This window comes from Pseudomonas sp. ICMP 3272, from assembly GCF_001466905.1.
Classification (GTDB): Bacteria; Pseudomonadota; Gammaproteobacteria; order Pseudomonadales; family Pseudomonadaceae; genus Aquipseudomonas; species Aquipseudomonas amygdali.
The window spans coordinates 1-24,902 of record NZ_LKEK01000076.1 but is presented as its reverse complement, the minus strand read 5'-3'; the positions used below and the strand labels follow the sequence as shown (position 1 = coordinate 24,902).

General features: G+C 60.0%; 15 protein-coding genes. 2 read left to right on the top strand and 13 right to left on the bottom strand.

Going from position 1 to position 24,902, the window contains the following annotated elements; translation table 11 throughout:
- Positions 1-81: 81 nt before the first annotated feature.
- From gcvP to AO068_RS21475, 5 genes are all read right to left on the bottom strand, one after another.
- Entirely contained in the window at positions 82-2,946 is a 2,865-nt protein-coding gene (gene gcvP, locus AO068_RS21495) for an aminomethyl-transferring glycine dehydrogenase (RefSeq protein ID WP_058409393.1), read from the bottom strand.
- A 10-nt stretch (positions 2,947-2,956) separates the two neighbouring features.
- Positions 2,957-3,340: a glycine cleavage system protein GcvH gene (gene gcvH, locus AO068_RS21490; protein WP_002552291.1), complete on the bottom strand. Its 384-nt coding sequence runs from the start codon at positions 3,338-3,340 to the stop codon at positions 2,957-2,959.
- Positions 3,341-3,662: 322 nt separating this feature from the next.
- Positions 3,663-5,156, bottom strand: a complete 1,494-nt coding sequence (locus tag AO068_RS21485; RefSeq protein WP_173929308.1) for a TolC family protein — start codon at positions 5,154-5,156, stop codon at positions 3,663-3,665.
- 98 nt (positions 5,157-5,254) lie between these two features.
- Entirely contained in the window at positions 5,255-11,506 is a 6,252-nt protein-coding gene (locus AO068_RS21480; protein WP_058409399.1) for an Ig-like domain-containing protein, read from the bottom strand.
- Positions 11,507-11,645: 139 nt separating this feature from the next.
- Positions 11,646-12,482, bottom strand: coding sequence for a sulfotransferase family protein (locus AO068_RS21475; RefSeq protein ID WP_054996688.1), 837 nt, complete (start codon positions 12,480-12,482; stop codon positions 11,646-11,648).
- 365 nt (positions 12,483-12,847) lie between these two features.
- On the opposite strand from AO068_RS21475, the gene AO068_RS21470 reads away from it, so the two are divergent.
- Positions 12,848-13,438: a phage tail protein gene (locus AO068_RS21470; protein ID WP_058409392.1), complete on the top strand. Its 591-nt coding sequence runs from the start codon at positions 12,848-12,850 to the stop codon at positions 13,436-13,438.
- A gap of 54 nt (positions 13,439-13,492) precedes the next feature.
- Positions 13,493-13,804 (top strand): DUF6916 family protein, encoded by a 312-nt coding sequence (locus AO068_RS21465; RefSeq protein ID WP_058402074.1) that lies wholly within the window; start codon positions 13,493-13,495, stop codon positions 13,802-13,804.
- On the opposite strand, the gene AO068_RS21460 is transcribed toward AO068_RS21465, so the two are convergent.
- From AO068_RS21460 to AO068_RS21425, 8 genes are all read right to left on the bottom strand, one after another.
- The gene (locus AO068_RS21460; RefSeq protein ID WP_044318610.1) at positions 13,805-14,314 is read right to left on the bottom strand and encodes a GNAT family N-acetyltransferase; all 510 of its coding nucleotides are present in this window, start codon (positions 14,312-14,314) and stop codon (positions 13,805-13,807) included. It abuts the gene before it with no gap.
- A gap of 29 nt (positions 14,315-14,343) precedes the next feature.
- Positions 14,344-16,440, bottom strand: coding sequence for an HlyD family efflux transporter periplasmic adaptor subunit (locus AO068_RS21455; protein ID WP_058409391.1), 2,097 nt, complete (start codon positions 16,438-16,440; stop codon positions 14,344-14,346).
- Positions 16,440-17,762 carry an efflux RND transporter periplasmic adaptor subunit gene (locus AO068_RS21450; protein WP_058402076.1) on the bottom strand — a complete coding sequence of 441 codons (1,323 nt, stop codon included), beginning with the start codon at positions 17,760-17,762 and terminating at the stop codon, positions 16,440-16,442. The genes AO068_RS21455 and AO068_RS21450 overlap by 1 nt, the downstream gene beginning before the upstream one ends.
- Entirely contained in the window at positions 17,759-18,508 is a 750-nt protein-coding gene (locus AO068_RS21445) for an efflux RND transporter periplasmic adaptor subunit (protein ID WP_080395032.1), read from the bottom strand. Before AO068_RS21445 ends, AO068_RS21450 begins: the two co-directional genes overlap by 4 nt.
- Before the next feature lie 87 nt (positions 18,509-18,595).
- Entirely contained in the window at positions 18,596-20,713 is a 2,118-nt protein-coding gene (locus AO068_RS21440) for a putative bifunctional diguanylate cyclase/phosphodiesterase (protein WP_058402078.1), read from the bottom strand.
- Between the two features lie 9 nt (positions 20,714-20,722).
- A complete protein-coding gene (locus AO068_RS21435) occupies positions 20,723-21,112 on the bottom strand; it encodes a response regulator (protein ID WP_058402079.1) in 390 nt (129 codons plus the stop codon).
- Positions 21,097-22,827, bottom strand: a complete 1,731-nt coding sequence (locus AO068_RS21430) for a PAS domain-containing sensor histidine kinase (RefSeq protein ID WP_058402080.1) — start codon at positions 22,825-22,827, stop codon at positions 21,097-21,099. The genes AO068_RS21435 and AO068_RS21430 overlap by 16 nt, the downstream gene beginning before the upstream one ends.
- A 171-nt stretch (positions 22,828-22,998) precedes the next feature.
- Positions 22,999-24,507: a sigma-54-dependent transcriptional regulator gene (locus AO068_RS21425; protein ID WP_057402354.1), complete on the bottom strand. Its 1,509-nt coding sequence runs from the start codon at positions 24,505-24,507 to the stop codon at positions 22,999-23,001.
- Positions 24,508-24,902: the final 395 nt, after the last annotated feature.

Sequence of the window (24,902 nt, the reverse complement as noted above, 5' to 3'; positions counted from 1 at the left end):
TGTTGAGCGGGCCATGCAGAACGGCATTGCCTGTGCGCGCTCACTATCGAGCTGCGCACAGGCATGCCAGGGCACGGGCTATCAGGCTTCCTGATAGCTCTCGATGGACGGGCAGGCACAGACCAGATTGCGGTCGCCGAAGACGTTGTCGACACGGCCGACCGGAGGCCAGTACTTGTTCTCGATCAACGAATCAACCGGATACACCGCCTGTTCGCGGCTGTAAGGATGGCTCCATTGGCCGACGATTTCCGCAGCGGTGTGCGGGGCGTTTTTCAACGGGTTGTCGTCTTTGTCCAGTGTGCCGTTTTCAACTGCGCGTATTTCTTCACGGATCTTGATCATGGCGTCGCAGAAACGGTCCAGCTCTTCTCTGGACTCGCTCTCGGTCGGCTCGATCATCAAGGTCCCGGCAACCGGGAACGACATGGTCGGGGCATGGAAGCCAAAGTCGATCAGACGCTTGGCCACGTCATCGACGCTGATGCCGCTGCTGTCCTTGATAGGGCGCAGGTCAAGGATGCATTCGTGGGCAACCAGCCCGTTGGTGCCGGTGTACAGCACCGGGTAGTGCTCTTCCAGGCGGCGCGAAATGTAGTTGGCGTTGAGGATCGCCAGCTGCGAAGCGCGTTTCAGGCCTTCGCCGCCCATCATGCGGATGTACATCCAGGTGATTGGCAGGATGCTGGCGCTGCCGAACGGGGCTGCGCAGACTGCGCCTTCCTTGCGCTCCATGCGTGCATGGCCCGGCATGAACGGTGCGAGATGGGATTTGACGCCGATAGGACCAACGCCTGGGCCACCGCCGCCGTGCGGAATGCAGAAGGTCTTGTGCAGGTTGAGGTGCGATACATCGCCACCGAATTTGCCCGGAGCGCACAGGCCGACCATGGCGTTCATGTTGGCGCCGTCAATGTAGACCTGGCCACCGTTGTCGTGAACGATACCGCAGATTTCGCGGATGCCTTCTTCGAATACACCGTGGGTGGACGGGTAGGTGATCATGATCGCCGCAAGCTGGTCGCGGTGTTGAACGGCCTTGGCGCGCAGGTCTTCGATATCGACGTTGCCACGTGCATCGCAGGCGGTGACCACGACACGCATACCGGCCATGTTGGCAGTGGCCGGGTTGGTGCCGTGTGCCGATGAAGGGATCAGGCAGATATCGCGATGCTCATCGCCACGGCTCTGATGATAAGCACGGATGGCCAGCAGGCCGGCATATTCACCCTGGGAGCCGGCGTTCGGTTGCAGCGAGATTGCGTCATAGCCGGTGGCCGCACAGAGCATGGCCTCTAGCTCGTCGGTCAATTGTTGATACCCGGCGCTCTGCTCGGCCGGGGCGAACGGGTGCAGGTTGCCGAATTCGGCCCAGGTCACCGGGATCATTTCACTGGCGGCGTTGAGCTTCATGGTGCACGAGCCCAGTGGAATCATGGTGCGGTCCAGCGCCAGATCCTTGTCAGCCAGCTTGCGCAGGTAGCGCATCAGTTCGGTTTCAGAGTGGTAGCGGTTGAACACCGGGTGGCTGAGGATTGCCGACTTGCGCAGCAGTGCAGCGGGCAGGCGCGACGGGACGCTGGCTGCCAGTGCGGTGAAGTCGGGCAGGTTCTGACCGTCGCTGGCGAAGATTTCCCACAGCGTTTCAACTGCCGACTGCGAGGTGGTTTCGTCCAGTGACAGACCCAGGTGCTGGTCGTCGATTTCACGCAGGTTGATGTGCCTGGCGCGAGCCGCTGCGTGCAGCGCCGCGGTCCTGCTGCCGGTGTTCAGGGTCAGGCTGTCGAAGAAGAATGCCTGCTCGGCCTTCAGACCCAGCGTACTCAAGCCTTCGGCAAGGATCGCGGTCAACTGGTGAACGCGTTTGGCGATCTGTGTCAGGCCGCGCGGGCCATGGTAGACGGCGTACATGCTGGCGATGTTGGCCAGCAGCACCTGCGCAGTGCAAATGTTGCTGGTGGCCTTCTCGCGACGAATATGCTGTTCGCGGGTCTGCATGGCAAGACGCAGGGCCTGCTTGCCGTGACGGTCCACCGATACGCCGACCAGGCGGCCCGGCATGTCGCGCTTGAAGGCATCGCGGGTTGAGAAGTAAGCCGCATGCGGGCCGCCGAAGCCCAGCGGTACACCGAAGCGTTGTGCGCTGCCGATGGCCACGTCGGCGCCAAATTCGCCTGGCGGGGTCAGCAACGTCAGGGCCAGCAAGTCGGCAGCCACGGCGACCAGCGCGTTGGCAGCATGGAAACGTTCGACCAGCTCGCGGTAATCGAACACGTCGCCGTTGCTGGCCGGGTATTGCAGCAACGCACCAAAGTAATCGCTGACGTCGCCCAACTCGGCTTCGTCCGCCACCACAACGGTGATACCCAATGGCTCGGCACGGGTACGCAACACATCAAGTGTCTGCGGGTGGCAGTGGCTGGAGGCGAAAAACTGCTGGCTGCCTTTGTTCTTGCTCAAACGTTTGCAAAAGGTCATTGCTTCGGCAGCAGCGGTCGCTTCGTCGAGCAAGGACGCGTTGGCAATCGGCAGGCCGGTCAGGTCGCTGATCAGCGTCTGAAAATTGAGCAGCGACTCCAGACGACCTTGGGAAATCTCCGGCTGATAGGGCGTGTAGGCGGTGTACCAGGCCGGGTTTTCCAGCAGGTTGCGCAGAATCGGGGCCGGCGTGTGGGTGTTGTAGTAACCCTGGCCGATGTAGGTCTTGAACAGTTGATTTTTGCCGGCGATGGCCTTGATGGACGCCATCGCATCGGCTTCACTCTGCCCGGCAGGCAGGTTCAGCACGCTGGTGCCCTTGATGCTTTCCGGGATAACGCTTTCGCTCAGCGCTTCAATGGAGTCGAAACCCAGCGTCTGTAACATGGCCTGTTCGTCGGCAGCGCGCGGGCCAATGTGACGGGCGATGAATTCGTTGGCAGTGGTCAGTTCAATACGGTCAGTCATGGCGTGCTCCTCAGGCTTGGGCGTTGGCTTTGATCAGGCGGTCGTAGGCGTCCTGATCCAGCAGGCCGTGGATGGCGTCGGCATCCTGTGGAATGAAACGAAAAAACCAGCCTGCACCGAGAGCGTCTTCATTGACCAGCTCCGGCGTGTCATCGAGGACTGAATTGACCTCGACCACTTCACCGTCCAGCGGCATGTTGATGCTGCTGGCGGCTTTCACCGATTCCACCACTGACACTTCAGCGTGTTGAGTGTAGGCCTGCAAATCCGGGAGCTGCACGAAGACTACGTCGCCCAGCGATTCTTGCGCATAGGGCGTAATGCCGACCGTAATGCTGCCGTCGGCTTCGGCACGCAGCCATTCATGGTCAACGGTGAATCGCAACTCGCTCATACAAACTCCTCGGAGAACAGGGCTCGCGCAGCACGCGAACAATATGAGCTATGACTTAGCAATTTAGCGGCCATGTTTTATTTGTTTATTTAAATCAAAGGGTTACTGAATATCAGATCAGCGCTGCCGATCTCGGCTGTAGCGAAATCGCTACACTGTTTAAGCATTTGAAAATACGTGCCTGATCAAGGCCTTGATGCAAGCGGAGCGAGGTGTTTTGGATTGAAATCGTTACAGTGGAACGATTTCGTTGCGAGGCGAGGGGTGTTACTGCACCCAGCCAGCGCATAGCGCTGACCGGGTGGTCTTTCATGATGCGGGCTTAAGGCTTGGGCGCGGTAGCGGCTACTGAAATATTACCCGCTTCCCACTGCGACTCGCGCGCATCCAGTGCAACAGCAATGGCTTGCACTTTGGTGGATGAAAGCTCCGACGGCAGCGGGTCCAGACCCGCACTGGCGAAAATCTGGCCGTAAGCGTTGCGCAGGTCGGCATACGCCAGGTCGCGACGCAGATCCGCCTGCAGGGTGTTCAGTTCGCCCTGAATCAGATCCAGCTCGCCCAGACCGGCTGCCTGATAGCGATTACGCAGTTGACCGACGATCTGGCTGTCGATGTTCGACAGCTGTTGGCTGGTTTTGAACTGGCGCAACGCTTCGTTGTAGTTGGCGTTGGCCACGTAGAGCTGGGCCAGTACGGCAATGGACATTGCCTGACGACGCGCAGTAGCGACTTCCTCACCGGCTTTGGCGACGTCAATGGCGGCAGGTGCCGACAGCACATTGAACAGGTTCCAGGTGACTTTTACGCCCAGATCAGCCCATTTGTCGTTGACCAGAAACGAGTTGCTGTCGTAATGGCCGCCTGCCGAGAACTCCAGGCCGGGCAGCATGCGCAGCATGGCCTTGCGGGTTTCGGCCGAGCTGATACGGGTTTGGTAATCCTGTTCGCGCAGCTCGGGACGACTGGCCAGCGCTTCGGTTTCCAGGCGTGCCATGTCGACCTTGAGTTGCGGAATCGAGTAGTCGTCCGGCGTCGCCAGCTTCAGATCGGTGCCCAGCGGCAGGTTGATCAGGGTCGCCAGTTCGGTCTTGGCCAGTGAAAGCGCCTTGCGCTGTTCTTCAAGCTGACGCGTCGCCTGGATCAGCGAGCGCTGATAACCCAATGCCTGTACCGGGTCCCCCACACGCTGCTGGCTCATTTGCTGGCTGTTGTCCTGCGCTTTCTCGACACGAGCCATCAAGCTGTCGATCTGCTTGAGCATGCGTTCGGCGGCGACGGCGCGCCAATAGGCTGAACGCACGTCCTGAACGATGGTGTTGATCACCTTGCGGCGGCGTTCCTGAACGATCAGGCGCTGATCGCCTTGCTGTTTGGCACTGATGTAGCTGACACCGAAGTCGAGTACGTTCCATACCATGGTCAGGTCGGCGACACGACGGCTGCGATCCTGCGAGGTTGACGGTTCGAGGGACTGGGTTCCGGTCTCTACGCTTTCACTGCTCGATGCGCTGACGTTACTGCGTCCGGCATAGCCCGCTGAAAGAGCCATGCGCGGCAGCATGTCGAAGCTGGCGAGGTCCAACTGACGTTTGGCCAGAGCTTCTTCCATGATTTTCAGACGCGCTTCAAGGTTGTACTTCACCGCGCGGGCCATGGCTTGGTGCAGGGTCAATGCACCGTTCAATGGCTCTTGATCCTTGTACATCAGTTGCAGATCGCTTTTGGCGCGCTGCTCGCTGACGCTTCGGTCGATAGGCTGGCTGGTAACAGCGCAACCACTCACTACCAGCGCCAGCAGGCTGATGCTGAACAACTTCTGACTTCTTTTCATGCTCCGACCGCCCCTAGCTCTAGCTACCGCATTCTTTTTTATGAGCGCCGTACAGCTACGACGCATTACCAAACCCTGTTTCAGGCTTGCGCTTCACTCACACCGACTTCCCCTAAAGCCCATGCCAGTGCGCGCAGTTTTTCTTGCTCGTTATCAGTTATCTGTTGCAACTGCTGACCCAGCGTCAGCGCGCCGAAACCGGCCTGGATGCTTTGTGATGAGTCTCGCAGGCCGTTGCTGCCAGCGCTGTTGAAGGCGCCCGCCGTCGAGCTGTCCGTCGCGGATTCGCGGGAAAAAAGCGTCGACAGCGTACTGGTGCCGAACACACTGCCTTCGCCGCTGTTGAAGCCTGTGAACCCGGAACCCGGGCCGCCGACACTGCTGGAGTCGAACACCTGGGCAATGAAGCTGGGTGCCAGGGCGCGGTTGGTGATGAAGATATTGCCCACAGGCGGCAGATCACCCCCGGTAGTGCGCTGTTCGAACAACGGCGAGAAGCTCAACGGCGAACCCAGATTGCCGGTTGGCGGACCGAACAGGGCTGGCTGCAGTGGCAGATTGGGTGTGTTGACCAGCGGTGCTGGCGCGTCTATCCGGAACTGCGGGTCTCCGGTCAGCGACGTGGTCGTGATGGCGTAGTTGGGAGACAGCGCGATGCCTGTCCCTGCGTTGCCTGCCCGGTCAGTCACTGTGCTGCTGTCCAGCACAATGAAGTTGCTCGGGTCAGTGACGTTCGCAGTCGGCGTCAGGGTCGCGGTCCAGGTGGCTCCGCCATCGCTGCTGGCCAGGTTGGACAGCGTGCCGTTGGCCACGCTGACATCCGCCAGAGTGAAGTTATTCACCGGCTCGCTGAAGGCAAAAGTCACCAGTGATGTCTGACCCGTCGCCAGGTTTGGATTGGCGATGGAAATGCTCGCTGTCGGACGCTGGTTATCGATGCTGTAATTGCTGGACAGCGCGACTGTTGCGCCCGCGTTGCCGGCCAGATCATTGACTCTGCCGCTGTCCAGAACGATGAAGTTGTTGGCTGCGGTGATATTGGCATCCGGCGTCAGCGTTGCCGTCCAGGTGAGGCCGCCGTCGCCGCTGCTCAGGCCGGACAGGCTGCCGTTGCCGACACTGATGTCCGACAGATCGAAATTGGTCACGCGCTCGCTGAAGGCGAAGGTCACCAGCGAGGTTTGACCGATGGCCAGGTTCGGATTGGCGACGGTGATGGTCGCAGTCGGGCGTTGAGTATCGATGGCGTAGTTGTTCGAGGCCGTGGTGCCGCTGCCGGTACTGCCCGACGCATTGGTCACGCCAGTGTTATCCAGCGTGATCAGGTTGCTTGCATCGGTCACGTTTGCGTTTGGTGTGAAGGTGGCAGTCCAGGTGATGCCGCCATCGCTGCTGGAAACCGCGCTGAGCGTGCCATTGGCGACACTCAGGTCGGCGTTGCTGAACCCGCTGACCGCCTGACTGAACGTGAACGTGACCAGAGTCGTTTCGCCTGCGGACAGGGCATTGTCGGCCACCACGATGGTGGCGGAAGGTCTGGTCGTGTCGACGGCGAAACTTGCCGAACTGATGATGCCGCTGCCCGCGTTGCCCGCCAGGTCGGTGACACCTGCGCTGTTCAGGCTGATCTGCCCGGTGCTGGCATTCACGTTTGCGTTTGGTGTGAAGGTGGCAGTCCAGGTGATGCCGCCGTCATTGCTGCTGACCGTGCTCAGCGTACCGTTCGGTACGTTCAGGTCGCTGTTATCGAAACCACTGACTGCCTCACTGAAGGTGATAGTGACCAGTGAGGTTTCACCCGCCGAAAGGGCGTTGTCAGCTATTACGATGCTGGCGGTCGGTCGCGTCTGGTCGATGGCGTAGTTATTGGAGAGCGTCAGGCCGCTGCCAGCGTTACCGGCCAGGTCAGTCACGCCGCCATTGTTCAGCGTCACCGAGTTGCTTGCGCTGCTAATGCCTGAGGTTGGGGTTAGCGTTGCCGTCCAGGTAATACCGCCATCGCTGCTGGTGACCGCGCTCAGGGTGCCGTTGGCAATGTTCAGGTCCGCATTGGTGAAACCGCTGACCGCTTCGCTGAACGTAATCGTTACCAGAGAGGTTTCACCGACGGCCAGCGCATTGTCGGCCACCACAATGGTTGCGGTCGGGCGCTGGGTGTCGATGGCGTAGTTGTTCGAGGACGTGATGCCGCTACCGGTCACGCCGGAACCATTGGTGAAACCGGTGTTGTCCAGAGTGATCAGGTTGCTTGCGTCGGTCACGTTTGCGTTCGGCGTGAAGGTCGCGGTCCAGGTTATACCGCCGTCACTGCTGCTGACCGCACTCAACGTACCGTTCTCGACCGTCAGGTCGGCATTATTGAAGCCGAGGACCGCTTCGCTGAAGGTGATGGTGACCAGCGAGGTTTCGCCCACAGACAACGCGCTGTCGGCGACCACGACGGTGGCGGTCGGCTGCTGTGTGGCAATGGTGAAATTGCCGGAATCGGTTGTGCCGCTGCCGATATTGCCTGCCAGATCGTTCACGCCGGTATTGTTCAGCGTGATGACGTTAGTGGTATCGGCAACATTGGCATTCGGTGTGTAGGTCGCGGTCCAGGTGACACCACCGTCGCTGCTGCTGACCGTGCTCAGCGTGCCGTTCGGTACGCTCAGGTCAGCGTTGGTAAAGCCGCTCACTGCCTCGCTGAAGGTGATGGTGACCAGCGAGGTTTCACCTGCGGTCAAGGCATTGTCCGACATTGTGATACTCGCAGTCGGGCGTACTGTGTCGATGGCGTAATTGTTCGAGGTGCTCAGCCCACTGCCTGCGTTACCCGCCTGATCGGCCACGCCAGCGTTGTTCAGCGTCACCGAATTGCTGTTGCTGGTGATACCTGCTGTCGGCGTCAGGGTTGCCGTCCAGGTAACACCGCCATCGCTGCTGCTCACCGTGCTCAGGGTGCCATTGCTGATGGTCAGGTCGGCGTTGGTAAAGCCGGTCACCGCCTCGCTGAAGGTGATAGTCACCAGCGAAGCTTCACCGATGGCCAGCGCGTTGTCGGCCACTACGATGCTGGCCGTCGGGCGCTGGGTGTCGATGGCGTAATTGTTGGAACTGATGGTGCCGGTGCCTGCGTTGCCGGAAGCATTGGCAACGCCGCTCGCATCCAGCGTGATCAGGTTGGTGGTGTCGGTTACGTTTGCGGTTGGCGTGAGGGTCGCGGTCCAGGTGACGCCGCCGTCGCTGCTGCTCACTGTGCTCAAGGTGCCATTGGAGACGGTCAGGTCGGCATTGGTGAACCCGGATACGGCCTCGCTGAAGGTAATCGTCACCAGCGAGGTTTCACCCGCGGAAAGGGCGCTGTCGGCCACAACCACTGTAGCGCTCGGGCGCACGGTGTCGATGGTGAAGTTGCCCGAGTTGCTGGTGCCGGACCCGGCATTGCCAGCCAGATCCGTTACACCTGCGTTGCTCAGGCTGATCACGTTGGTAGTGTCGTTGACGTTGTTGTTCGGCGTGTAGGTCGCCGTCCAGGTGATGCCGCCATCGCTGCTGGTGACGGTGCTCAAGGTGCCGTTGGGCACTGTCAGGTCGGCGTTGGTGAAACCGCTGACGGCCTCGCTGAAGGTAATCGTCACCAGTGATGTTTCACCGGCCGTGAGACTGGCGTCTGCCACCAGAATGCTTGCAGTCGGGCGCTGGGTATCGATGGCGTAATTGTTCGAGGTTGTGGTTCCCGAACCCGTGTTGCCCGCCGCATCGGTGACCCCTGTGTTGTCCAGGGTGATCACGTTGGTGCTGTCGGTAATGTTGTTGGTCGGCGTGAATGTCGCGTTCCAGACAATATTGTTGCTGGTGGTCACGGCACTCAGGGTGCCGTTGACGACGGTCAGGTCCGCGTTGGTGAAACCGGACACCGCCTCACTGAAGGTGATGGTCACCTGCGAGGTTTCACCAATGCTCAGGGAGTTGTCGGCCAGCACGATGGTTGCGGTCGGACGCGCCGTGTCGATGGCGTAGTTGTTGGACGTGGCAGTGCCTGAACCGGCGTTTCCGGACAGATCCTGCACGCCTGCCCGGTTGAGGCTGATCTGGTTGGTGGTGCTGGTCAGGTTGGCGGTCGGTGTCAGGGTCGCGGTCCAGGTTTTGCCGCCATCACTGCTGCTCACAGCGGTCAATGTGCCATTGGCCACCGAGATGTCGGTATTGTCGAAGCCGGTGACCGCTTCACTGAACGTAAAGGTGACCAGTGATGTTTCACCCGCCGCCAGTGCGGTGTCTGCTACCACGACAGTCACTGTCGGCGGAACGGTATCGGACACTGCGTAGTTGTTGGAGGTCACTGTCCCGGTACCGATATTGCCGGCTGAGTCCTGCACCGCCGATAACGGCAGGCTAATTGCATTGGAATTGGCGGAAGTATTGCTGGAGGCCGTAAGAGTGGCTGTCCAGGTAATGTTGTTGGTGGTCACCAGGTTGCTCAACGTACCGTTGGGCACGGTGATTTCGGAGATTTCCAGGCCGAATACCGGCTCACTGAACGTGAAGGTGACCGCCGATGTGCCACCCGAGCTCAGCGACGAATTGGCAATCACGATGCTGATGCCCGTTGGTGCCGTCGTGTCTGAGGCGTAGGTGGCGTTGAGCGTGCCGCCATCGTTGAAGATATTAGTGACGGCGGTAGGCGAGGAGCCATTGGTGCCGCCGCTGGTCGCTTGTCCGCCAGATCCGCTGCCACCCACGTTGCCAGTCATCGCCGCGTTGTTGCTGGAAGTGATGTTGAGTGTGCCTTTGTTCCAGATCGCGCCGATGCCACGGCCACCGTTGCCACCAACCGTGCCGCCGCCACCACCACCACCGCCTGCACCGATGTTGTTGCTGATGGTCGACGTGCCGATGATCGCCAGAGTGCCGGTCGAGGCGTTGTAAATGCCGCCAACTGCCGAGCCGCCTCTGCCCCCATTGGCGTCAAACCCAGAGCCGCCGCCACCCCCACCGATGGTCCGACCTCCGCTGGTCGCGGTGCCGCCTGCGCCGCCGTTGGTGTAACCGACAGGCGTGCCATACCCTCCTGCGCCGCCTCCTGAGGAGTTACCGCCTTGGCCGGCCAGGTAAGCAGTGCTGAACGATGCCCCGTTGCCGCCGGTATTGGCTGACGGGGCGGTGGATGTATAGGTGCCGGCACTGCCACCCGCAGCACCGTTCTGCCCGCCGATGCCGCCGCCACCACCACCACCACCACCCACGTTTGGCGAGTTGACGCCACCGCCACCGCCACCACCCGCTGCCGAGTTGGCAGTGACGGTGACATTGCGCAGCGTGAGGTTGCCGGCGTTGTTGATTCCGCCGCCCAGTGCATCAGAGGCCGCAATGGTCGCACCACTGCTGGCGCCCGCCGTGCTGGCCACGCCTCGGGTAATGATCACGCCATCAAGTGTGGCTGTGACCCCGGAATTGACCCGGATCACGCTGGTTCTGTTCTGCCCATCGAGGGTGACGTCCGCGACGCCGTCGTTGTTCAGGTCGCCGTCGATGGTGATGTTCTTGCTGACCACCAGCTGGCTTTGCAGCGCGACGGTCATGCCGGTCGAAAAGGTTACGATATCGCCGTTCTGGGCATTGGTCAGCGCGTCACGCAAGCTGCCTGCGCCGGTGTTGCTGGTGGAGGTGACCGTAAACGTTGCCAGCCCCCACTGGTAAGCGTCCATCGACTGTCGCGAAAGGGCGCTGACGCTTTCAATGCTGCCGGTGGCAATCTCCAGATCCCAGTCGCCACCCACGCCGGTGCGGTTAGTGGACGCAGCAACATCGCGGCCAGTCAGGGTTGCCAGCGAGTCGACAAAGCTCAGGCCGGTGTCGCCCTCGGCGGTGTTGCAGGCGTAGATCAGAATATCGCCACCGACATTCATGTCGTTGCCGATTTCGGCCAGCAGGGCGCTGCGTTGCGCGATGTTGTCCGCGGAAACATAGCTGTTGCCCAGCCAAAGGTCGCCGGAGTTGCCGTGCGCAATGATCTGCACTGAGCTGACGCCCTGATGAGACTCCAGGTAATCGGCAATCTGTTGCAGGCCATCCTTGGTGGCGTCCAGTTCGACCACTTGCGCACCGGGCGCAACGCCCGCCAGCAGGCTGGCCGAATCCTTTACCCGTGAGTCGACGAACACGACGGTGGTGCCGGGCACGGCGGCAGGCGTTGCGGCCACGTCCGAAGAGGCTGGCGCTTGCGCGTGATGGTCGTTACTGGCGCTGTTGGCCTGCTCGGCGCTTTTGGCCGATGCGTCGGGCGTGGGCTGGCTGTCCGGCTGGGCCGCTTCAGCAACGGTGGCTGCGACCGCACCGTCGAACAGCATGCGCGGTTCGAGAGACATGATCATGGGCGAAACGGGGGAGGTTGCACTCGACGGTGCCCGCTTTGCAGTCCGCGATTTTTGTTTATTCCACCACATGTTGCTCACCAGAGATCGAACGTTACGAGTGATAAAACCGCAGTCAGTTAACGGCGGCGTCTGATTTCATGCGGATGACATTGGCTGCGCTGGCAGACCCGTCATTCCAGAACGACAACTTTGAATACTGCTCGAACAGGTCGGGCGGCAGGATGGTGGGCCTTTGCTCCAGCGCAACGCGCGGCTTGACCTTGTGCAGGCCTGATACGCCCAGCGCATCGTCGAACTGCGGGGCGTCATAGGCGAGGTTGTTGAAGTCGTGTTCAAACCACGGTTCTTCGATGAAGTCGTAGACCAGCCGTATGACCCGTTCCGGGGCTTGGGACAGCAGTTCGTAATCGATCAACAGAATCGAGTCGGCATGCTCGCCGTAATAGGCTTCCTTGAGCGATGCCCAGGCAAAGCCCACCAGACGATTGCGCTGCGCCAGCGTCTCGACCCGGCTGTAGACCGTATTGCGTTCCACGTCATCGTTGAACAGCTTGGTGTTTTCAAAAGGGTTGGCGCGGTACAAACGTTCGATACTGTCCATGACCCAGGCGACGTTACGCACGCAGGCAATCACTTTGCTTTGCGGGAACAGGTCCATGAGCGCGGGCAGGCGTGAACACCAGCCCCGGTTTGTATCGAACACCACGTCTTTATCGGCCTTGTCGGCGTAGTAGGACTCGAAAACCCCGCGCAACAAGCGACGACGCACATCGGTGTTGATCACCGAGGAGAATTCACTGCCAGCGCTGCACTGGCCAAGAATACTGGAGAAAAGAGAGCCAACCGGGCTGCTCATACCCGCATGAAAGCGCGGGTTTTGCAGGAGAATGGCTGATAGCAGGGTGGAGCCCGATCGTGGCAAACCTGCAATGAAGTGGAATTTTTGCATCCATGCGCCCCGGAAAAACAACTGTTTATACGAGTGTGTGAACTACGTAACAAAGTGCATTCATATGCCAGTAGTTCGACAGGAGCCAGCATGTCTTGAGGGATGGGAGCGTTAAAAAAACTGATGTGGCGTTCTCCCTCCCGGTTTTATTAGGGTTTTCCCGATGAAAGAATGATGAGTATCAGATGAACGGTAGTGAACTTTCCGACAATGACTGTTGAGTGTCACTGGATGTGCGACGGATAACGGTCATTTGCAAAAACATTTACACCCTGAAAACTGCGTCTACGCTTCTATCCTGCCACCTGTGGACCGTGCCCCGGTGGATCGAAGTTTTCCATGACATAGAAGAAGGATGAGGGTGTATGGAAGTTTTTATGGGTTCGATCATGACGTTTGGCTTTCCGTTTGCGCCTGCTGGCTGGATGCAATGCAATGGACAAACATTGAACATCAGTCAGTACAACGCCTTGTACGCACTATTGGGCGTCATTTATGGAGGGAATCCGTCGCAGAACTTCATGTTGCCCAATCTTCAAGGCCGGGTGCCGATAAATCAGGGGACCGGGGTCAACCTCACCAACCGGGTGATCGGCTCTGTATCGGGTGTTGAGAAGGTCACTGTGGCCATCGCCAACATGCCTGCACACGTGCACCAGATGAGCACGCTGACCGCAAACACCACTATCACATTGGCCAACCCGGCAGTGAGCGGGGCGACCATCGCGCCCACCACAGACAATGCGTTCATAGGCGCTTCCACTAGCGGACCGACCTCCGCCAATATCTTTTCGCCCAATGCAGGCACCGCACCTGTCGTGCAGAAGGGCGTCAGTACCGCCATCACCGGAACCATGCAGCCCGTCGGAGGCAGCCTGCCTATCGACAGCATGAACCCGTTCCTGGTGGTGAACTTCAGTATCGCCCTGCAGGGTCTTTTCCCTACCAGGGACTGATCTGACACGAGTCCAGGGACGGGCTCTTCCCACTCATTTCACTGGAGATGCGTTATGTTGCAAGACGTTACCGTTGAACACTTCCAGAGCCTGCTGGGTAATACCTGCCAGTTGCAAATGAGCGACGGCAGCCAGTTGCCTGTGAATGTCGCCTCAGTGGCCGAAAAACCACTGGCACGAGCCGCCCGGCAACAGCGTATGCCGTTCAACGTGTCACTTGAGTCACTTGAGCCCAGCGAGTTTGTCGATGGGGCCTGTGCTATCGAACTGCCGGAGCTGGGCCTGCTACAGAATGTGTTCGTCTCTCGTGTTCCCGCCATGGGCCGCGACGACAACCTGGCCTACTACTGCATAAGCTTCAACTGATCAAAAGGCAGCGGTCTGGCCTGGATACCAGATCAGTCTCGCCGCTGCCACATCCTGCTCTTCAACCTGAAACCCCAGCGCCAGATATTGCTGGCGAGCATGCGGGTTGTTGGCCCAGACCACTGTTGCCACCGGGCAGCGGATCTGTTCGGCGGCTTGCTGCACACCCTGCAAAACCTTGCGCCCGTAGCCCTTGCCGCGCGCTGCCGGAATGAACGCCAGATACAGCACGCGTATCTCGTTGTGGCCGAAATCGGTGACCAGCGCGCCGATGGGCGTGCCGAGCTTTTCAACCACGTAGCGCATGGCGTTGGGGAAGTTTTCTCCCTGTCCCAGATCCTGCACACGAAACTGCTGGGCGATAACGTCTTCAACCTGATCGCGTTCGCCGTCGATCAATTGCAGATCGGGACGCGCCGAGTGGTAGAGCATCTGCAGAAAGGCGCTGTCGGTTTCTCTCGATGGCCGCACCACCAGCCCATCGATATTGGTGAAAGGTTTTTTTGTCATGTCTGCTGTCCTCTGTCCATGTGTCAGCTTCAGAACCCGCTTTCTCTTACTCCCAGGGCGGCAAGCCTGCGCCAGGTTGCGCCCAACAGGGATTCACTGCGGCCATCCAGCACCGCTACGCCACGCAACGGCTGGGACGGTGCAGCGCTGTTGTCGACCAGTTTCAGGCGTACACCATACTGGCCCTGTACCGGTTCGGCGCGCTGATTTTCGTCACGCCGCACGGCAATCGGTCCGTGGTGATCGGAACTCAACGCCTCTTGATCCAGCCACGCCACGCCGTTGGCATCGACTTCCTGAAGCTCCACGAGCAGCGACTCACGCATCGGATCATCGGCAATAAAGCGTCCGCGATCACCAGGTGCGATACGCCACAGCGCGTTCTCGGCCACGTAACCGCGAATTCGCGTGCCTTCCTCGACAATCCTCAACAGCGGGTCTCTGGTTGAAACCCAGCGACCTTCGCTCAACTGGGGCAGCAGGTCGCGCACCTGCCCGGCCTTGGGAGCGCGTAACAGCAGACGTTCGCGTCGTGCAGCCAGGCCGCGATACTCGGCAACGGCTTCGGCCAGACGCTGTTCGAGAATCCCTGCATCGGCGGCGGTCTCGCTGCGGCCCGCCTGACGGCGCATCTGCAACTGCAACATGTTGATTTCACGGCGCACGATACTTTGCCGCGAGTCGATATCCGGAGATTCCAGTTCCATCAGCACGGCGCCTTGTTCGACCTTCTGGCCGTCGTGCACATTCACCTGCCTGACTCTGGCAGCGGCCGGGGCGTGAATGGCCGTCACGCTTTCGGCTTCCAGCATCACCGGCAACTCGACACTGCTGTGCCACGGCACGATGAGCAACAAAAGCAATGCCAGCAAGCCTGTCGCACTGAGCAGCACACGGGGTGCGTACGCCTGTTCGCGGTGTGACCACCAGTGGCGACATTCCTTGAAAATCGGCAGGAAAATGAACCAGCCCAGCTCCACCAGCATCAGGAAAATCCCCAGCAACTTGAAAAACAGATGGTAGACCGCCAGCGCGATACCGAAAAACAGTGCTGCACGCCACAACCAGGACAGATACCCCCACCACAGCAGACGACGCTGCATGGCCGCTGACCACGGCTCCGGTGCGGGAAGGCCGTAGCCGAACAGCGCCTCGCGCAGTCGCCAGCGACACAGGGCGAAAGCCCGGCCCTGAAGATTGTCGACTTCCCAAAAATCGCTGATCAGAAAGTAACCATCAAAGCGCATGAACGGGTTGAGGTTGACCACCACAGTGGTCAGCCACGTCGCGCTGGCGAGCATGAATGCTGCGGTGCGCGCCGGCCCGTCGGGCAGCAGTGACCAGGCCAGCAAGGCGATACAGGCCAGCAGCATTTCCGCCAGCACGCCGCCTGCGCCGATCAGCAGGCGGGCACGTCGATCGTTGACCCGCCAGGCATCGCTGACATCGGTATAGAACAACGGCAACAGGACCATGAACGCCACGCCCATGCTCTGCACTCGGCAGCCAGCACGCTTGGCCATGAAGGCATGGCCGAACTCATGGCAGAGTTTGGCGAAAAACAGCGCTATACCGAATGCCAGCGCGCCACCCAGGCTGAACAGGTGGGGAAAGGTGCCGATGAAGCGTTGCCAGTCCCGGGCTACCAGAAAAATTCCCAGCCCCAGCGTGAGTGGCAGCCCGTAGCGCAGCAGCCTTGAACCGTAGCGCGCCAGCCACGGCCAGGCCTTGTTGAGAAATGCGTCCGGACGCCAGAGCGGGATGCGAAAAAACAGGTATTGATGCAAGAGCATCTGCCACAGCCCATGACGTGCCGCCGATGCCTTGTAGGTGTAACTGGCGCGCTGTTCCGGGTCGCGCGCTGCGATCAGGTCATGGCCGCGTAAAAAACGCAGCAGTTCTTCAATCTCGGTGTTGCCCAACGGCAGGCCCGGCTCGCGATTGGCCGCTTGCAGCACCTGTGAAGCGTCACCCAGCGCCCAATGACGCAACAGGCGAATGGCCTGGCTGCCAAGCTTGAAATAGCGACCGCGCACCGGGTCGGCCAGGGTCCAGCGTGGCGAACCGTCAAGGGCCGGTGCGGCAGGTGTTAGCTGCAAGTCCGCACGCAGGTTGGGCAGGTTCATTACAGGCCTACACTTTGACGCAGGCCGGCAAGAGGACGACGCAGCAGGTACAGCGCCAGCGGAGCACGGTCGCCGAATACCTTGGCTGTGCCACGCAGCCCGATCCTGGGTGGCGGCGAATCGAGAAAGCTCGCATCCAGACGATACGCCAGTTGCCCGCCCGGCGTGGGCTGGGCCTCATAGGCTGCTCGCTCAAGGCGGGCGGCGTGCCGTTGCAGCGGGTCGCTGTCCAGAAACAATGCGATTTCGGCATCCGGTTGCAGGGCGATGGCGTCGCCAACTGCCAGCTCGATACGCAGTTCGGCCTGGGTCGGGTCGGCAATTTCCAGCAGTCGTTCGCCCGTCTGTACCGGCTTGCCAAGCCAGCGCTGGGCATCGGCAAATACCGCGATACCGTCGCGTTCGGCGCGTACTTCGCTGCGTTTAAGCAGTTCACGGGCATAATCGCGCTCGGCACGCTTCTGCTCGACGCGGGCCGCCAGCAGGTCGATTCGTGAACTGGATTCGGCATCGGCGAAAGAACGCTGCGAGTTGGCTTTCAGTTCCGCTTCGGCAACGCCCAGTGCCCGTTCGGCTACATCAGCCTGAGCCTTGAGGGTCGTGTTCTCGAAACGCAGCAGCAGGTCCCCGGTCTTGACGACCTGATTGGGCTTGACCAGAAACTCGGCCACCACGCCATCCAGCGGCGCAGCCACCACGCGTCCGCCCAGCGGTACGACTTCGGCGGGTGCCAGTACCGACTGACGCACCGGAATCAGCAGGCACAGCAGCGCCAGCATCACCAGCAAGGCCTGACGCTTGCGGTTGAAACGCAAGCGCCACGGTTTTCCGGGCTGCAAGGCGAGCCAGGCATGGCTGCAGGTATCGCCCAGTTGCGCCAGCAGGATTTGCTCTGCGGGTGTCCACGGCGTGTCGCGGGCCAGCCACAGGCCGCCAAACACCTCACCTTTACGGTCTTGGAGCGGCAGCCAGAAAACATGCGGTGCCGACAGGCTGTTCCAGTCATCGCGTACCGATGCACTGAGTGAATCCATGTGCACGACGCGCGCCGGTTTGACCTGCTCCAGTTTCAGCAACTGGCCGACGGCATGTTCGACAAAGGCCACGAACGGCGCATTGGGTTCGATGACGCTGACCCCCGTCACTGAGCGCACCTTGCCGGCGATCACCAGCGCTGCGTGGCGATAGCCGAACAACCCCTGGCTGTCGTTGACCAGGCTGTAGGCCAGTTGATCTATCGCAGGTGCGGCGCGGGTCAATCGTTCAAGGTCGAGAAACTGCGCGAAAACCCGTTCAACCGCGCCGGATGCGGGGGCGTTCACTTGAACTCCGCAAAATGTGCAGTACCGCTCATGCCTCCCAGCAGGCCCTCCGCTTTGGGCAGGCTGGCGATCAGCAGCAATGTCTGGCTGCCTTCATCGATACGCGCACCGAGGCGCTTGACGGTGGCGGTCAGTGGCTGACCGGTCTCGTCGGGCACGAAGCTGAAGGTTTGTCCGGGCTTGAGTCTGCTCATCCAGCGCGAGGGCACCAGCAGGTGAATTTCCAGCGTGCGGTTGTCGACGATTTCGAGCATCGGCGTACCGGCTGCGACACTCTCGTAACGCTTCACCTTGCGCTCGACGACTTGCCCGTCGTAGGGCGCAACCACGCTGCAGCGCTTGATCTGCACCTGATAGACGCCAGACTGCGCCTGGGTTTCGGAAAGCTTTGCTTCGGCACGTGCCACCTCGAAGCGGCCCACTGAGTTGAGCGCGGCCAGTTGCCGGTTGTGCGCCAGTTCCTCGCTGGCACCACGGCTGGCTGCCTGTGCGGCATTGAGCTGAGCCTGATAGGCCGAACAGTCGAAGCGGGCGAGGGTATCGCCCTTGTTGAACGACTCGCCTTCCTGGAAAGGCAGGTCAGTAATACGGCCGGACAGCTCGCTGGCGAGGACCGCCTGATTGGTTGCTCGCAATACGCCCCGGGCCTCGCTGGACGAGGCGGGTGTACTGGCTGCTGCGTTGTCCTCGATCAGCCCGGCATCGGTCGGCGTTTGCGCCTGAGCCAGTCCCGCCACACTTAGCATCCCTAAAAGTACAGCTGGCAAACACCGCATGCAGCGAACTCCTTCAAAAAAGACATGATCGGCAGCTCCTGTGCCGATCATGCCGTATTACCCGACGCGGCTTGCCGGTGATCGAAGAAAGACTTCGAGCTCTCCAAGCGGTAGCGGCTTGCTGATCAGGTAACCCTGGATTTGATCGCAATGGTTTTCACGCAGAAACGCCAGTTGCTCGGGTGTTTCCACACCTTCGGCGATAACCTTCAGGTCGAGGCTGTGAGCCAGTTCAATGATGGCTCTGGCAATGGCCGCGTCCTGTGGGTTGCTGGTCACTTCGCGAATGAATGCGATATCGATTTTAAGCTTGTCGATAGGGAATCGGCGCAAGTAAGCCAGACTTGAATAGCCGGTGCCGAAATCGTCGATGGAAATACTCACGCCATTGGCGCGTAGCGCACCCAGGGTAGCGATGGTGTGAGAGGTGTTTTCCATCAACGAGCTTTCCGTCAGTTCGACCTCCAGCCACTGCGGCGCAACCTTGTGTTTCTCAAGTGCCTGACGAATGTCGGCCACCAGACTGCTGCTGGAAATCTGCTGCCCGGAGATGTTGACTGCCACCTGAAAAGAGCCCAGCCCGGAACGTTGCCAGCGCGCAATCTGGGCGCAAACGCTGTCGACGACCCAGTTGCCGACTTCACCGATCAACCCCAGACTTTCCAGCACCGGAACGAATACGGCGGGCGAAATGCCTGACTGGCCAGGGCGCGGCCAGCGCAGCAAGGCTTCAAGCCCGCATACCCGGTTGTCAGTCAGGTTGAGTTTAGGCTGGTAGACAATCTCGAACGCCTGTTTTTGCACGGCGTCACGCAAGGCCGCTTCGAGGTCCAGGCGTGCCGAGACGTCAGCGTTCATCTGCGGCGTATAGAACCGGTAGTTGTCCGGGCCGATTTTTCGGGCGCTGTTCATGGCGGTGTAGGCGTGTCTGATCAGCTCGCGTGAGTCTTGGCCGTCCTCCGGGTACAGCGCAATACCGATGCTGGCGGTCATGACCAGGCTCTGGCCTTCTATATGGAAGGGCGCTCGCAATGCGTTGCGGATGCGCTCGAGCGTTTGCCGGGTATCCGCCTGGCCGGGACGAAGCATCAGAATCAGGGCGAACTGATCGCCGTCCACGCGGCCAAGGGTGTCGCTGGCATTCAGGCAGTTCGACAGTCGGCGGCTGACCTCCAGCAGCACCTCATCGCCCAGCACATGCCCCCAGGTTTCGTTGATATTCTTGAAACCGTCGATATTGACCGTCAGGGCCGCCAGCTTCCAGCGACTGATGGCCGCCTGGGTCATGCCCATTTGCAGGCTGGTAAAAAACAGGTCCCGGTTGGGCAGGCCGGTGAGTGTGTCGTAGTGGGCCATGGTCAGCAGGCGCTGATCGCTTTCCTTGCGCCGGGTGATGTCGCGGACGATGCCGACGATGACCCAGTCCTCGCCGGTACGGTAGGCCTGGCGATGGATTTCGACCTCGACATCGCGTCCGCTCTTGTCGCGAATCTGGGTTTCCAGTGGTTCGCTGGGACCTTTGCCGGCGATGATCTGGTCGTACACGACCTCAAGCTGCTCCATGGACGTTTCGCCCAGTTCGGCAGGCGTCTTGTGTGAAAGCTCCTCGGCGGTGTAGCCGAGCAATTGACAGGCGCGGCGGTTGAATTCGATCAGGCTCATGGTGTTGCGGTTGATCAGGAAAATCGCGTCTTCGGAAGCGTCCATCACCGTGCGAAAGCGCTCTAGATCAATGGTGCGCTGCTGCAATTGGTCTTCGAGGATCAGGCTGTGGCTTTTCAGGTAGTCGCCAAACGCCTTGAGGCGCAGCAGGTTACGCACACGCAGCCACAGTTCGGCGCTGTCCACTGGCTTGTTGAGGTATTCCTCGGCCCCGGCTTCCAGCCCTGACAAACGCGCACTCTGCTCGTCGAGTGCCGAGAGCATGATGATCGGTATATTGGCGGTGCCCTTTTCGGCCTTGAGCTGGGTGGCGACTTCATAGCCGTCCATGCCCGGCATCATGATATCGAGCAGGATCAGGTCGGGTGCCTGTTGTTTGACCATGGCCAGCGCCAGCTCGCCTGATTCCGCCGTCAGTGTCCGATAACCCTGGTTCTGCAAGAGCACCTCCAGCAGGTCCCGGACATGGACGTCGTCATCGATAATCAGGATGGTCGCGGCGCTCTGGGTCATATCGAATGCTCAGGTAATGGACTGTTGAGGCAGATTTTTTTCCAGCAGGGTGTCGATGACCCGGTACAGCTCCTTGTAGCGCAACGGCTTGATGACATAAGCGTTGCAGCCCGCCAGACGGATCTTTTCCTTGTCTTCCTTCATGGCCATTGCGGTCAAGGCGACCACCGGGATCGCGGCTGTGCCGGCGTCTTTCTTCAATAGCGACGTGGCGGTAAGGCCGTCCATTTCCGGCAGATGGATGTCCATCAGGATCAGGTCGGGCTGGCGCTCGCGAGCCAGTTTCAGGCCGCTTTCGGCATCGACTGCCGACAGTACGCTGTGACCGGCGCTGGTCAGTAACAGCTCCGCCAGGCGCATATTCGCCGCATTGTCTTCAATGATCAGGATCTGGGCCATCGTGCCTCCTCGAATTCAGGCGGGCGGATCGGCAGCCAGACCACAAAGCGTGCACCGAGGTCCTTGACGCTTGCGACCGCAACGCAGCCGCCATGCAGTTCGGTCAGCTGCTTGACCATCGCCAGACCCAGCCCGGTGCCCTCGAATTTACGTGCCAGACCACTGTCGATCTGACTGAAGGCTTTGAACAGCTTGTTCATATCGCTTTGGGCGATACCGATTCCTGTGTCGCTGACGCTCAGTTCCAGAAACTGTTCGTAGTCACTGGACGGCAATGGAAAGGTGTGTGCTGGCCAGTCACCCTCGATGACGCCTGCCTGAGCAAATGACACTTGGCGCACCGCCAGGGTCACCCAGCCGCCGGGTTCGCTGAATTTCACTGCGTTGGCCAGCAAGTTGTAGACAATCTGCTTGGTCTTGCGCCGATCCAGCTCAAGCAGGCCGAAGTCGGCATCTGTTTCCAGTTTCAACTGAATGCGTTGCAGGGCGGCTTGCTCGCGAACGATCAACAGACTGTTGCTCAGCAATTCGTCCAGATCGACCGGTTCAAGCTCCAGGGTCATCATTCCGGCTTCGACCTTGGACAGGTCGAGAATGTCATTAATCAGCGAGAGCAGATGCTGGCCGCTGTTGAAGATATCGCCGATGTACCGTCGCTGGGCATCGGTCATGTCGCCGACCATACCGTCCTTGAGCGCCTCGGAAAAACCGATGACGGCGTTCAGCGGTGTGCGCAACTCGTGGGACATGGTGGCAAGGAACTCGGACTTCATATGGCTGGCGTGTTCCAGCTCGACGTTTTTTTCTTCCAGCGTGCGTTCGAAGCGCTTGCGCTCGGTCACGTCCCGGGCGGCAGCGAAGACACCCTTGAGCTTGCGATCCCGGTCATGAAAAGTCGCAGCGTTGTAGGACACCACGGTTTCGGTGCCGTCGTAGGCACGCACGGTGAGTTCGTAGTCGCTGACCTTATGTTCGCTGAGCACGCGTTTGATCGCGGCATCGGCACTCGCCGGGTCTGTGAAGAAGTTTTTGCAGGGCGCGCCGATCAACTCATCACGGGTACGCCCGGTCAGCGCCATCATCTGCTTGTTGACGTCGGAAATGATGCCTTGCGGGTCGGTCATCATCAGCGCGTCGATGTTCGATTCGATCAGCGAGCGGGTGTAGAACTGCTGGTCACGCAACCGCTGATCCAGTAGAGCCTGGGCTTCCTCTTCCTGCTTGCGCGCGGTGTTGTCGGTGCCGATCAGCAGATAACCAATGATGGTTTCGGCGCTGTCTCGCAGTGAAGTGACCGACACCATGGCCGACAGGCGGCTGCCGTCCTTGCGGATGTAGGTCAATTCGTAGATGTCTTCGATGCCACGCGAAGCCTTGAATACCAGTGCCTCAAAGCCCGGCGTGATGGGCGTGTTCAGTTCATGGCTGAGCGCTGCCGCGCGGATGATCAGCTCGGCGGGGTCGGAGATATCTGCCGGCGTGATTTTGTCGACCACATCTTCAGAGTGGTAACCGAGCATGCGTTCGGCACCCACGTTGAATATCTGGATGACGCCGTGTTCGTCGGTCGCGATGCTGGAGAAGTAGGCGCTGTTGAAAATCGCGTCCTGCAGCGCGCCGGTTTTGAGCAGGATTTTCTGACGGCGAGATTCGACGATTTTTTCAGCACGAGACTGAGGATCGGCAAGCGGGCGGTCTGCTGGCGGGGTTGACATATCACTTCCCGGTACTACCTGACCTTTCTGCCATTACGGCCGTAATCACACTTACGGACATCCACTCAAATGGATGATAAGAGGTTTGTGGACCATACCAGATCAGTATCGGCAGCTTGGTTATTAAATGAATCTTTTCGGAATATATTTTCGATAAATGGCGTCAATAGATTAGCGCTTGCCCGATATTCCATATTTTCGCAGCCGATGAGCGATGGCGGTGTGCGAAGTATGCAGGCGCGCGGCCAACTGACGGGTAGATGGGTAGTCTGCGTAAAGTTTTTCCAGCAGATTTCTTTCAAATGCCTCGACGGCATGTTCGAGGCTGTCCACGGGGCTGTCGTGCGGATGCGCAACTGCAGTGCCTGCGATATCCAGATCGCCTATATCCACTTGAGTGTGTTCGCAGATGGCGGCAGCACGGAAAATCACGTTCTGCAATTGACGAACATTGCCCGGCCAGCGATTGCCCAGCAGAGCAGGGTAGGTGCCGTGCGCAAGCCTGCACACTGGACGCTGAATCTGCGCGCAGGCCTGTTCCATGAAGTAGCGGGCCAGCAGCAGAATGTCCTGCCCGCGTTCGCGCAGCGGCGGTACCTCGAGATTGAGGACGTTGAGGCGGTAGAAAAGGTCTTCACGGAAAGTGCCTTCGCTGACCATTTTTTCCAGGTCGCGGTGGGTAGCGCTGAGGATACGCACATTGACCCTGACCTCCCGGTCTCCACCGACACGCCGGAAGCTGCCATCGTTGAGAAAGCGCAGCAGTTTGGCTTGCAGATAAGGCGACATTTCGCCGATTTCATCAAGAAACACGGTGCCCTGATTGGCCAATTCCATCAGCCCCGGCTTGCCACCGCGCTGGGCGCCGGTGAAGGCGCCCGGGGCATAACCGAACAGTTCGCTTTCAGCCAGGTTTTCCGGCAGCGCCGCGCAGTTCAGCGCCAGGAATGGCTCGCCGTGACGCGCGCTGCTGGCGTGGCAAGCCCGCGCTACCAGTTCTTTACCGGTGCCGGTCTCACCTTGAATCAGCAACGGTGCATCCAGCGCCGCCACACGTTGCGCGCGCGCCTTGAGGGTGCGGATTGCGGCTGACTCGCCGAGCAGCGCATCGAAACCTTCGGCGTGATCGTGATGCAGCGCCGACAGGCGCTCACCGATACGGCTGGGCAGGTACAGGGTAATCAGCGCACCCGCCTCGGTGATCGGGGTGGCATCCAGCAACAGCGCTTCACCGTTGAGGGTGATTTCGCGCAGTGGTAGTCGAAAACTGTTTTCCAGCAATGCTGCTTGCAGACCGGGGTCGGCGAACAGTTCAGCAATGGGTTCGCCCGCAGGTTCCCGCCCGATCAGTGCGATCAACGCGGGATTGGCCAGCAGCACATGCCCGGCGCTGTCCAGTGCCAGTACTGGGTCGGTCATGGCGGCGAGCAGCGCGTCCAGTTGCAGATGGCGGCGCTGACCCGGCAGGATGTCGACCACAGTGATTGCTTCTACCCCACGAACCCGAAACAGCGCGTCCTTGAGCTCTTCGAGCATCTGGTGGCTGAGGGTGGGCGCGTCGATGTAGACGTTGGGCGGTACCATCTCCACGGCATCCAGGTTCAGATTGCGCCCACCCAGGATCGCCAGCACTTCCTGGGTGATACCGACGCGGTCGATGAAGCTGACATGGATGCGCATGAGGCGTTTACGGTTCGCGAATGAGAAGGCGGCAAGTATGCCTTGTAGCGGCAGGTTTGGTGAAATCCGGCGGTGGGCATGGGCACGATAGTGTTCTGCCGCACACCTATCGTTCCGCACGCTCCAGCGTGGGAATGCCCTTCTTGACGCTCTGCGTCATGGATTTACGCTACGCCGCTTATTCAGGAGAGGACGCAGAGCGTCCGGAACGTCATACCCACGCGGAGCATGGGCACGATGGTGTTCTGCGGAGCGTCGTTCCTCACGCTACCGCACGCTGGTATTCTGCCGCACACCTATCGTTCCGCACGCTCCAGCGTGGGAATGCCCTTCTTGACGCTCTGCGTCATCGATTTACGCTATGCCGCTTATTCAGGAGAGGACGCAGAGCGTCC